Source organism: Streptomyces sp. NPDC037290, from assembly GCF_055603245.1.
Map to the genome: position 1 here is coordinate 1 of NZ_JBVJVZ010000060.1, position 10821 is coordinate 10821.

General features: G+C 63.7%; 9 protein-coding genes and 4 pseudogenes. 2 read left to right on the plus strand and 11 right to left on the minus strand.

Annotation, left to right across the window (positions count from 1 at the left end):
* Positions 1 to 386: 386 nt before the first annotated feature.
* Together ACZ7HQ_RS43885 and ACZ7HQ_RS43890 are read right to left on the minus strand one after the other, a co-directional pair.
* Positions 387 to 518 carry a hypothetical protein gene (locus ACZ7HQ_RS43885; protein ID WP_471002849.1) on the minus strand — a complete coding sequence of 44 codons (132 nt, stop codon included), beginning with the start codon at positions 516 to 518 and terminating at the stop codon, positions 387 to 389.
* Positions 519 to 531: 13 nt separating this feature from the next.
* Positions 532 to 828: a hypothetical protein gene (locus ACZ7HQ_RS43890; RefSeq protein WP_471002852.1), complete on the minus strand. Its 297-nt coding sequence runs from the start codon at positions 826 to 828 to the stop codon at positions 532 to 534.
* A 99-nt stretch (positions 829 to 927) separates the two neighbouring features.
* Here ACZ7HQ_RS43890 and ACZ7HQ_RS43895 point away from each other — a divergent pair.
* Both ACZ7HQ_RS43895 and ACZ7HQ_RS43900 read left to right on the plus strand, forming a co-directional pair.
* Positions 928 to 1254: pseudogene (locus tag ACZ7HQ_RS43895) on the plus strand (DDE-type integrase/transposase/recombinase); the annotation flags it as partial.
* Positions 1255 to 2205: 951 nt separating this feature from the next.
* Positions 2206 to 2481: a transposase gene (locus ACZ7HQ_RS43900; protein ID WP_471002870.1), complete on the plus strand. Its 276-nt coding sequence runs from the start codon at positions 2206 to 2208 to the stop codon at positions 2479 to 2481.
* A gap of 126 nt (positions 2482 to 2607) precedes the next feature.
* Here the strand turns inward: ACZ7HQ_RS43900 and ACZ7HQ_RS43905 are convergent, their stop codons facing one another.
* The 9 genes and pseudogenes from ACZ7HQ_RS43905 to ACZ7HQ_RS43945 form a co-directional block, all read right to left on the minus strand.
* The gene (locus tag ACZ7HQ_RS43905) at positions 2608 to 3330 is read right to left on the minus strand and encodes an IS6 family transposase (protein ID WP_471002855.1); all 723 of its coding nucleotides are present in this window, start codon (positions 3328 to 3330) and stop codon (positions 2608 to 2610) included.
* Positions 3331 to 3430: 100 nt separating this feature from the next.
* Positions 3431 to 3898: a MaoC family dehydratase gene (locus tag ACZ7HQ_RS43910; protein WP_471002873.1), complete on the minus strand. Its 468-nt coding sequence runs from the start codon at positions 3896 to 3898 to the stop codon at positions 3431 to 3433.
* Positions 3885 to 4991: a type III polyketide synthase gene (locus ACZ7HQ_RS43915; protein ID WP_471002858.1), complete on the minus strand. Its 1107-nt coding sequence runs from the start codon at positions 4989 to 4991 to the stop codon at positions 3885 to 3887. Before ACZ7HQ_RS43915 ends, ACZ7HQ_RS43910 begins: the two co-directional genes overlap by 14 nt.
* Before the next feature lie 252 nt (positions 4992 to 5243).
* Positions 5244 to 5789, minus strand: a complete 546-nt coding sequence (locus ACZ7HQ_RS43920) for a hypothetical protein (protein WP_471002861.1) — start codon at positions 5787 to 5789, stop codon at positions 5244 to 5246.
* 430 nt (positions 5790 to 6219) lie between these two features.
* Positions 6220 to 6930 (minus strand): annotated as a pseudogene (locus ACZ7HQ_RS43925) (IS256 family transposase); the annotation flags it as partial.
* Between the two features lie 38 nt (positions 6931 to 6968).
* Positions 6969 to 8542: pseudogene (locus ACZ7HQ_RS43930) on the minus strand (ISL3 family transposase).
* 82 nt (positions 8543 to 8624) lie between these two features.
* Positions 8625 to 8702 (minus strand): annotated as a pseudogene (locus ACZ7HQ_RS43935) (transposase); the annotation flags it as partial.
* 31 nt (positions 8703 to 8733) lie between these two features.
* The gene (locus tag ACZ7HQ_RS43940) at positions 8734 to 9762 is read right to left on the minus strand and encodes a transposase (protein WP_471002864.1); all 1029 of its coding nucleotides are present in this window, start codon (positions 9760 to 9762) and stop codon (positions 8734 to 8736) included.
* A 559-nt stretch (positions 9763 to 10321) separates the two neighbouring features.
* A complete protein-coding gene (locus ACZ7HQ_RS43945; RefSeq protein ID WP_471002867.1) occupies positions 10322 to 10591 on the minus strand; it encodes a transposase in 270 nt (89 codons plus the stop codon).
* Positions 10592 to 10821: the final 230 nt, after the last annotated feature.

The window sequence follows — 10821 nt, forward strand, 5'->3', positions numbered from 1 at the left end:
TACCGGGTGATCTTGGTCGTGAACCCGTCTACCAGGGGCTTCACTCACATGTCGAACCAACTGACCTTCTCACGCATCAAGTTGGCAAAGGCTCAGTGGCTGTCTAGCGCCTATTGCTGCCGGTGCGTGGTGGCTTGCTGTCGAGGCGCGGCTGGTTGCCACCATGCGTGCTCTTAACCGCATCTGCGAAGCACAGCGAGGGCCCGTCCTCGCCGCTCCAGAGGCTGACCGTGCCTGGTGGCTTGTGGCCCCTGGTGCTGGAGGAGAATTGGCCGGCTTAGGGCAATTGGATGTGCATTCCGCGGGCTGGATACTGCATTGTCCGCCGACAGGCTGGTATGTGGAGGGGCGGTTGTGGCTGTGTCGGCCGGATGGGTCGGGTCGGCTCACAGAACCTGCTGTACTTGCAGCTGCGTTCGGCCTGGGTGGGTATCGCCTTCCGGAACCATCAGCGTGACAATGATCGCGTCAGGCTTGCTCGTGACGTCAGGTGGATCACCGCCGATGTTGGGCGTCATGGGTGTGTCTGATTCAGTCGAGTTTGAGGTTTCCGTGCACGACCTGTTGGGCGATTTCCTCGGTCGATTTCCCTTCGGTGAATGCCCGGGCTTTGATGAGTGCAAGTGCGTCGGCTTGGGTTTGGCCGAGTTGGGTGGAAACTATATCTGCAGCGTGGATAACGGTTGGGCGGATGTAGATTTCGCCGTACAGGCCGGTGTCGGCGTCGGGGTCGAGGAGCATGATATGGCTAAGGGCTGAAGCGACCTCGGTGAGGTTGGCGGCCGTTGGCGGGTGGGGCTGTGGATCGAAGATTGTCAGCACTCCCATGCAGCTGTCCTGCGACGGGAGTGGCAGTGCGGCCACGGTGGTGATGTGGAGGGTGGCGAGGGCGGCTCCGTAGCCGGGCCAGTGCCAGGTGCCCAGGTGCCCAGGGTGCTGGTGACCGACAAGTGCCGCTCCTACGGGCCGGCTCACCGGGAGCTGATGGGCTCGGTGGAACACCGCTCCCACAAGGGGCTGAACAACCGGGCGGAGAATTCGCACCAGCCGACGAGGCAGCGCGAACGCGCCATGAAAGGCTTCCGCTCACCCCGGTCAGCCCAGAAGTTCCTCGCCGCGTTCAGTCAGATTTCGCCCCATTTCCGGCCCCGCCGTCACCTGATGACCGCGTCCGAATACCAGGCCGAGATGACCACCCGCTTCACCGTCTGGGACCACATCACCGGCGTCACCACCCTGCCCACCGCAGGCTGAACCACGGCTGCCATCCACCCCAACGTTGCCCTGCCACACCCTCAACAACCACCAGCCCCGATAAGTTGACAACGCCTGCTGCAAATCTCCGAAATGGAAGCACGAGGAGATAATCGACTCTGGATCAATCGACCTTGCCTCAATCAATTCTCCTCAGCTCCCTTCGATAACGCTCCGCGTTACGGACATAAACATCTGCGCCGGCGCTGAATGCGCCCTCTGGCACGCAATCCACCTCAATCCGCGCAGGAACGCCAAGAGCCCTGGAGCGTGCCGGAACATGTGTACCGGGCCTAATTAACGCACCCGCCCCAATAAGAGCACCGGTGCCGACTCGCGCGCCTTTCAGCACTACGGCTGCAACACCGATCAACGCTCCATCCTCGACAGTGCATCCTTCGAGATGTGCGAGATGACCAACCACGCAGTCCGCGCCTATCAGAGTGGCAGCGTCAAAATCAGCGTGAAGCACACAGCCATCCTGCACCGAGGTCCGCTCCCCGACCAGGACATCACCGTAGTCACCCCGAAGTGTCGCGCAGGGCCACACACTTGCCTTGGCCGCCACCCTCACTCGCCCGATAACAACAGCCTCCGGGTGAATGAAAGCATCTGGATGGATTCCGGGAACATGGGCACCCAAGGCATACAGGGCCATGGCCCGCCCCCTTTCCATGCTCACCCTTTTAGGGATACATCATAGAAGACGCCCAATTAGGATCCCAAACCCAACCGCAATATTCAACCGTTCGAGGGTATCCCTTAGAGCTCGTAACACGATCTTGTGGATGTGTGCTGGCCGACCGTGACCAGTACGGCGATTCCGCTGTTCGTGAGGTGTGGGGAACCGGCCGTGGATCGTGGACGACGACTTGTGGGCGCTGATCGAGCCGTTGCTGCCGCCCTGGCCGCAGAAGGCGCCCGGCCCGAAGCCGGTGAGCGCAGGGCGTCCTGTACGTGCTCTACAACGACGTGAGCTGGCAACTACTGCCGCTGGAGCTGGGGTTCGGCTCCGGCCAGACCTGCTGGCGCCGACTGGGCCGGTGGCATGAGGCCGGTGTCTTCGACCAGTTGCACCGTCTCCTGCTCGCCGAGCTGCACGCAGCCGACGAGCTGGACTGGTCCCGGGCCTGCGTGGATGCCTCACACATCCGCGCGAAAAAGGGGGCGAAGCAACCGGTCCGTCACCGGTCGACCGCGGGAAGACGGGCAGTAAGCACCATCTGATTTGCGACGGCAGAGGCACCCCGTTCAAGGTCATCACCACTGCGGCCAACGGCGTTGTCAACTTATCGGGGCTGGTGGTTGTTGAGGGTGTGGCAGGGCAACGTTGGGGTGGATGGCAGCCGTGGTTCAGCCTGCGGTGGGCAGGGTGGTGACGCCGGTGATGTGGTCCCAGACGGTGAAGCGGGTGGTCATCTCGGCCTGGTATTCGGACGCGGTCATCAGGTGACGGCGGGGCCGGAAATGGGGCGAAATCTGACTGAACGCGGCGAGGAACTTCTGGGCTGACCGGGGTGAGCGGAAGCCTTTCATGGCGCGTTCGCGCTGCCTCGTCGGCTGGTGCGAATTCTCCGCCCGGTTGTTCAGCCCCTTGTGGGAGCGGTGTTCCACCGAGCCCATCAGCTCCCGGTGAGCCGGCCCGTAGGAGCGGCACTTGTCGGTCACCAGCACCCTGGGCACCTGGCACTGCTTCTTCATCAGCTTGACCATGAACCGCTTCGCGGCCTTCGCGTCCCGCCGGGACTGGACCAGGATGTCCAGCACATGGCCGTCCTGGTCCACCGCCCGCCACAGGTACTGCCGCACCCCGTTGACCTTGATGAACACCTCATCGAGATGCCATTTATCGCCGGCCTGCGGCCGACGCCGGCGTAAGGCGACGGCGTACTCGGGCCCGAACTTCTCGCACCACTGCCGGACCGTCTCGTGAGAGACGATGATCCCGCGGGCCAGCAGCATCTCCTCGACCTCACGGAAAGACAGTGGGAAGCGGTGGTACAGCCACACCGCATGGGAGATGACCTCCGCCGGGAACCGGAACCCCCGATACGACACCAGCGCCTCGGCCCCCACAACGGACCCCTCCCGAGCCGACCAACAAACCCGGCGATCTTCCCAGTCCCGAGACCCCCACTCAAGTTGACAACGCCTTGCAGCATCCTCCTCCTTGAAGTCAGATGCCGACTGACCTGTTGACCTTAGGCAGGACGAAAGTCCGTTCCATGCTCATAATAAGCACGCCGTACTGATTGCTACCGCGCGTTTGAAAGGTGACTAAGCCTCTGTTCGGCTTCTCTGGGAAGTCTCCCTTCGAGAGCACTTCGCTCTCGGCGTAGAGGGTGTCACCATGCATCAGTGGAGCAAGGTGCTGAATGTGTTCAAAGCCGCGATGGGCGAGAGCCCGGCCGGAGGTCTCCTGCTCGGACAGGCCGATGAGTAGAGACATGATGTAGGACCCGACTACCAGAGGTTGCTGGTGGCGGGTAGCCGTGCTGGCCCAGTGGTGGTCGAGGTGAATCGGGTGCCGCACCATGGTCAGCAGGCAAAAGGCGTGGTGATCGTACTCGGTGACCGTTTTGCCAGGCCAGTGCGTGATGACTTCCCCGACGGCCAGTTCGTCGAAGTACCTACCGAAGCCCATGTGGTTCACCGCGCCTCTCATGGGTCGTCGACAGCGCGCCGGTAGTCGTGGACTGCCAGGTGCCGTAGGCGAGTTCCATTGTGATACCTGGGCCGAACCCCGCTACGAGGGTCCGTTCGCCGGTAGCCGGGACGGAGTCTGCGATCCGGGCCAGCGTTGCGAACACGGAGGCGGAGGCAATGTTTCCATGGTCTTCCAGACTCTCTCGGCTCAGCCGCAGCGCTTCCGGGGCCACACCGCCGTGGGTGTGAAGGCTGTCCAAAATACGTGGACCGCCGGTGTGCACGGCGTACTGATCTAGGTGGGCCAAGTCTTCGCCTTGTCTGGCGATGAAACTGCTGATGGCCGGCATGGCCTCCCTGATGACGGTGGCTACTCCTTTGTTCAGACGGAAATGGAATCCGGTCTCACGAACATCATAGGAGATCCAGGACTCAGTGTTGGGAATTAGGTGAGAGGTGCGGTCATGCAAGAGTAGACCATCACCCTGATTGTCTCCTCGGAGCACCGTCGCGGCCAGGGCGTCTCCGAACAACCCATTGGATATCAGACTCCCTATATCGGTGTCAGTCGGTTGGTAGCACAGTGAGCAGAATTCTACAGCGACAACGAGAGCATTCCGATGTGGCCTTAGATCGCAGAAATCAGCCGCACTGTTGAAGGCTGCCGCTCCTGCAGCACACCCGAGCTGAGCGATGGGCAGCTGTTTCGTGTCCGGACGCATACCCAGGGTATTTATGAGCCATGCGGTGAGTGACGGCATCATAAAACCCGTGCAGGACACCAGCGTGACGAGTCCTATTTCCTCGGCTCCCACGCCTGCTTGAGTCAGGGCTCGGGACACCAGCTCCGGCAAGTATTCCTTTGCCTGCCGCTCGAACAGCCAATTACGGTGAGCAAAGCCGGTATGCTCGACGCATTCGTCAACGGGGCGTATGAGATAGCGTTTCTTCACGCCTGTATTGCGCACCATACGGAGGACCTGTTCCAGGTGCGGGTGTCCTGCATAGAGTCGACGCCCGAGCTCTTGCGTCTGGGCCTGCGTAACAACGAATTCAGGCAGTGTCACAGCAGGCCTGCACACGAGTGTCATTCACGTTCCTTCATGGATTTGCGGAGTGGGTCCAGCTTCGATTGCTTTCCATTCTGTCGGTGTGGTGTGAGAGTGAGCGATGGCGCGGGCCATAAATCTGCAACGCGCGCACCCGTAGGCTTTCTCTGCGTCGGCGGCGTGCCGAAAACACAGCTAGTGTCTCGTGATTTGGAGTCATTCCGCTCGGCTTCGTGCGCGCTGCTGACGAGCACCTTCAGCGCGGGATGAGTGACCAAAGAGACTCACGCGACACTAGACGGAGGTCAACTGCAGCGTGAATGTGCCGGAGACGCTGGTGATCCCATCACCGACGCAGTCCAGAGTGTTCAGGGTTTCTGTCGTGTTCACTACGGCTGCTGAATCACCCTTGAACAGTCCAGACGTCACCGAGCCTGTTCCCGTGGCCACAGTCTGCCCGCCCATGTTGTTCACCTCGAAGTTGAGGAAGATGGCGCTGCTCTTGCCGTTGGACCATGTGAGGGTGAGCGTCGTACTCGAGGCCGACGTCGCGGTGAGGCAGGAGAGTGTCAGGACCGGTGAGGCGGTGTTCGTGCCCGTGGTGACTGTCGGGTCGGAGGAGACGCACGTCCCCAGGGAGCGAGTGATGGTGAGCTGCGTCGGCCGGGCCTGGAGCGTCAGGCCGGGATTGTAGGTGACCGTTTGCGTACCGGCGGGGCAGTTGACGTCCGACGCAGCCGCGCGAGCTGGTCCGGTGCCGACAGCTACCAGGGAAGCGACGGCGAGCAGTATCGCCGCGATGGCTGTGACAACCCGAGTTCTGTATACCGAAGTGATCACGTCTTGCTCCCAGGGCGAGGGGGTCGAGGCAAGCAGGACGAGCCCCGCCTACGGGCCATCCGGAGCGCCAGAGCAGCGGCCCGGGCTTCGAGCCCGAGCCGACCATTCCGATGAAACGTGCGGCGCCTATCAGAGCGCAACCCCCGTGCGGCGCGAAGGCGTGAACGCGTTGAACAGCTACGAGGGCATTGTCAGATATCGCATACGTGCAGGTCGGCCGGACGTGGCTGTATCTCACACGCGATGTGGCGCATGTAGCTGGTTACGCGCGCAGGGTGGCCCTTCTGGATCGTGTCCCGCGTGATGGTGTAGCCAGATCATCTGGTGGGCGTGTTCGTGGTGTTGGGGAGCGCGGGGACGCCTTCGGGGAGTTCGGGGTAGAGCTCGTCCAGGGCCTGTCCAGCCAATGGTGTAACTCGGGTGGTGTGAGTTAGCGGCGGCCGACGGAGAGTCGGCCGTCGAAGGCGATGTCGAAGGCCTGCAGGGCGGGCTTCCAACGCATGGTCCAGCGTTTGCGTCCCTGGCCGGTGGGGTCGAGGCTCATGACGGCCATGTAGACGCATTTGAGGGCTGCGGCCTCGTTCGGGAAGTGCCCGCGGGCCCGGACGGCTTTTCGTATGCGGGCGTTGACCGACTCGATCGCGTTGGTGGTGCAGACGACGCGGCGGATCTCGGTGTCGAACTGGAGGAACGGCACGAACTCTGCCCAGGCGTTCTCCCAAAGCCGCACGATTGCCGGATACTTGGCGCCCCACTCTTCCTGGAACTCCAGGAACCGGTCTTCCGCCGCGCTCGCGGTCGGAGCCGTGTAGACCGGCTTGAGCGCGCGGGAGATTTTGTCCCAGTCCTGGCGGCCCGCGTAGCGGAACGAGGCCCGGATCAGGTGGACGACACAGGTTTGGGTTACCGCCTGGGGCCAGACCGCCGACATGGAGTCGGGCAGGCCCTTGAGCCCGTCGCAGACGACCATGCACACGTCCTCGACGCCGCGGTTCTTGATTTCGGTCAGGACCTGGAGCCAGTACTTGGCGCCTTCGCCGCCGTCGCCGGCCCACAGGCCGAGAATGTCGCGTGTGCCGTCCACCGTGACCGCGAGTGCGACGTAGATGGGCCGGTTCGCCACCTGCCCATCTCGCACCTTGGTTCTGTCGACGATCTTGTGATCCAGTGGGGCGGGTGTCACCGTGCGAGCAAGACGCGTTTGCGAAGGAGATCGAGGCCGGCACGGCCGAACATCTGGCGTTTCAGCATCTTCAGCCGGTTGATGTTGCCTTCAACGGCGCCTGAACTATGTGGCAGGGACAGACCGTTCTGGACGGCGTCGAAGTCACGGCGGAGGTTGCGGGCGAAGCCCGCAAGTGGAGTCAGGGTGTCGTGCTCGACGTCGGCGATCCACTCCTCGAGCCGGTCGCCTTGGCGTGCGGTCATCATGACGGCGAACTTCCTGACGTGTCCGGTGAGCTGGTCCAGTTCGGGGTCGCGCTCACGCAGGCGATGCAGCTTGTCGGCATCGCCGTCGCGGAGGTGTTCGGGATGGGTCATGATCCATGAGGTGACCTCGCGGACCGAGGGAGGCTTGGGGCCGACGGCGGGTGCGTGTCCGCGCCCGGTGCGGTAGCGCCGAAGATGACGTTGGACGGCCAACTCGCCTCCGGGATAGCCGAGTTCCTGGATCTCCCGGTGGAGCTGTGTGGCATTTCTTATGCCTTCGTTCCAGCGTCGGTGCAGGTAGCCGATGTACGGGTCGACGACATGCGCCCGCTGCAGGCTCTTGGCGACGACATCATCAGCGGAGCGGGCGTTGACCAGCTTGCGGACGGTGGCCTGGTGCAGCCCGAGTTTCCGGCCGATCGCGGCCTTCGACATCCCCTGGGCCCACAGTTCGTGGGCGGCGGCATGCTGCTCCCGCAGCCGGGTCACGATCTTCAGCTCCTTCGACGGCTGCACCACCTCGGGCTCCGTATCCGGGTGGCCGGGGCCGTCGCTCCGGCAAGCGAATCTGTCAGGCGGGAGCGGTGGGCGTTGACCGTCTTCTCAACCGCCTGGCCGAGGTTGGCCCACAAGTGATATCGGTCCGCGACCTGCTGGGCCTGCGGCGCTCCGACCCGCGCGCCCTCCCCGTAACCACTGGAGCGGTCCCGGCAGATGACCTTCACCTCGGGATGGTCTTGGAGCCAGGCGGCCAGGTCCTCGCCCTCGCGGCCGTCGTAGAGATGCAGCGGCCGGTGGGTGGCCATGTCGATCAGCACCGTGCCGTAGTGGCGGCCCTTGCGGAAGGCAAAGTCGTCGACACCAAGCACCTCAACCTCGCCGATCTCCGGCTCGGGCAGGGCACGGACCATCCGCAGCAGGGTGTCTTTGCCCACGGTTATGCCGACCGCGGCCGCCAGGCGGACCCCGGCCCGGCCGGCCAGCGCCAACCCGATCTGCATCAACAGCCCGCTCAGCAAAGGGGTATAGCGGCCGTGCGGAGTCGTCAGCCCCGCGATCTGCTCGGCGAACGTCACTGCCGGGCAGGCGGGATTCTCACAGCGGAAGCGACGTACGTGTAACTCGATCACTACACCGAGACCGCCCACAGCGGCATCACGTAGCGTGCGTACATACCCGCCGTGCACCCGCGACGAGCTATGACCGCAGTGGCAGGCCCCCGTCGTCGACCGCGCTCGTGCCCGCAGTACTACCTTGTCCGGCCATCGCTCGACCTCTTCGATCAGCAGCGCGGACAGGTACGGAAACAACTCCAGGAGCACATCACGAGAGCACCCGATGCATGATCGCGAACAGCCGGCACAGTCTGCTCAACCGTCCGGATCACAAGATCGTCGACAGAACCCGCACCTTGACGTGCACGCAGTCGATGAAGATCACCGGATAGACCGGGTCCAGCGGCCGGTTCTGCCACTCGGCCAACCGTCCATGACCTTGATGCTCCTATCGTTGGTCAAGCGGCAGAGAGCCAGCTGCGATAGGCGTCAGCGAAGGCGTCGTGGCGGCGGAGTCCCCGTTCGATGTTGGAGATGACGGCGGGCCAGACTCCGAAGTGGCTCGCTGCGGCGGTGAGTGCGATGTTCTTGGCCTGACGGGTGGGCCTGAGGTCCGCGATCTCGGGAACCTCGACTGCGGTGGTCAAGAGACGGAAGATCTCCCGGGCGATGGCGCGTTTGAGCAACCGGATGATCTCCTTCTTTGTCCGGCCGGCCTTGGTTTGACGCTCCACGTAGTCACGGGTGCGCTGGTCACGGCGCATGCGGACGAGCGCGATGCGGTAGAGGGCACCGTTCGCCGCGCGGTCGCCGCCGCGTGAGAGCCGGTGACGGCTGGTCTTGCCACTGGAGGCCGGAACCGGGGCGACACCACACAGGGCGGCGAAGGATGCCTCGGTACGTAGGCGGGCAGGGTTGTCGCCAGCGGTGATCAGCAGTTGCGTTGCGGTGTCGGGTCCGACGCCGTAGGCGGCACGCAGGCCAGGGTTGAGCTGTGTGACCAGGGTGTCCAACTCGGCAGTCACAGCGGCGTGCTCAGCGGTCAGGTTCTGAACGCGTCGTGCGAGGGTACGTCGCGCGGACAGCGACAGGACCATCTCGTCGACGCCGGTCAGGCGCCTCTGCCGCTTCTTGACGATCTGCGGCTCGAAGCTGCCGTCGCGGTCACGCGGCACCGTGATCTCCACCGGGCCGACGTCGGTCAGCACGGTCTTGGAGCGGGCCCCGTTACGGCTGTTGCCGCTGCCGGCACCGGCCGGGTCGTGCTTCTCGTAGCCGAGGTGGTCGGTGATCTCGCCTTCCAGGGCGGACTCCAGCACGCGTTTGGTCAGCTGCTGCAGCAGCCCGCCGTCACCGGTCAGCTGCAGGCCGCTCGCGCGGGCTCGGTCGACCAGCTGCCCGATCAACTGGTCATCCAGCAGATCCGTCGGCAACTCGGTCGGCCGGACCTCTTCAACCGCCTCAGCAGAGACAGTCACGTCGCTCATCAGGTGCTACTTCCATGATCAGGAGTTACACCGAAGACCGTACAGACCCAGAACGCGCGCGATGGGGTCTGTCAAACGAGCGGATCTGGCTCACCTCCGGTGGTAACGCAGAGTCATGCCGCACCCATGAAGCTGACGTTCCGGAAACTCTGCAGGCCAATCGGCTCTCGTTGCATCCGAGCGCGGTGTCGCCTCGGCTGCCGGATGTCTGCCGAGTCCGGGACGGTCACCCCCGAGGTCCGTGGTGCGGGCCGACAAACCCCCAGCTCAGGGCGCCCACCAACGGCTGATCCGTACAGACAGTGATATCAACAACACACCGTCACCACCGGATGTGAGACAGAGCCGTTGATTAGCGCCTCTGTGTGTCAAGCAGCTGCTGCGAGTTGAACTCGCTGATCTCGTTTCATGATCCGGTAGACCACGTTGGAGAGGCGTCGTTTGAGGGCTCGGCGCGCCTCGGCGGGTGTCTTTCCTTCGGCGATCTTGCGGAGGTAGTACTCCCGACCGCGCCCATCGTTGCGGATTTGGCAGACAGCAATGATGTGAAGCGCGCTGTTCAAGGCTCTGTTACCCCGGTGTTGAGCCGATGGCGTACCCGTTTGCCGCTGGAGGCGTCCAAGGGCGCACTGCCGACGTAGCTGGCGAAGTGGTGTTCCGTCGGGAAGCGGCTGATGTCCCCGACGTGGCCCAGGAGCTTCGCAGCCAGCACAGTGCCCAGTCCGGGCAGCGCCGTCAGGCTGGTTCGTGCGGCAGCGAGGGCATCGCGCATCTGGGCCTCGTTGTCCTTGACCTGCCGGTCAAGCCTGCGCATCGGCCAGCAGATCACGAGCGATGTCCCGGCGGCAGTGGTCCGTCGCAGTGGCCGGCCAGATGCTCTTCATCAAAGTCGCGGCCTTCTCTGCCGACAGCCGTGTGGGGGCGCCACCAGGCAACAAGTCGCGAAGGACCGCGTGGAGACGGTTTGAACCACCCCGGCGTGTCCGGGGACTCAGTTTGTTGGATGAGCGGCCCGGACGGGGCCGTGGTGGTGATCGTAGTGGGCCTGTTCGGCCTCGG

Coding starts and splice junctions, on each gene's coding strand:
- ACZ7HQ_RS43885 (WP_471002849.1), bottom strand. CDS start 518: ATGACGCCCAACATCGGCGGTGATCCACCTGACGTCACGAGCAAGCCT.
- ACZ7HQ_RS43890 (WP_471002852.1), bottom strand. CDS start 828: ATGGGAGTGCTGACAATCTTCGATCCACAGCCCCACCCGCCAACGGCC.
- ACZ7HQ_RS43910 (WP_471002873.1), bottom strand. CDS start 3,898: ATGGGCTTCGGTAGGTACTTCGACGAACTGGCCGTCGGGGAAGTCATC.
- ACZ7HQ_RS43915 (WP_471002858.1), bottom strand. CDS start 4,991: ATGACACTCGTGTGCAGGCCTGCTGTGACACTGCCTGAATTCGTTGTT.
- ACZ7HQ_RS43940 (WP_471002864.1), bottom strand. CDS start 9,762: ATGAGCGACGTGACTGTCTCTGCTGAGGCGGTTGAAGAGGTCCGGCCG.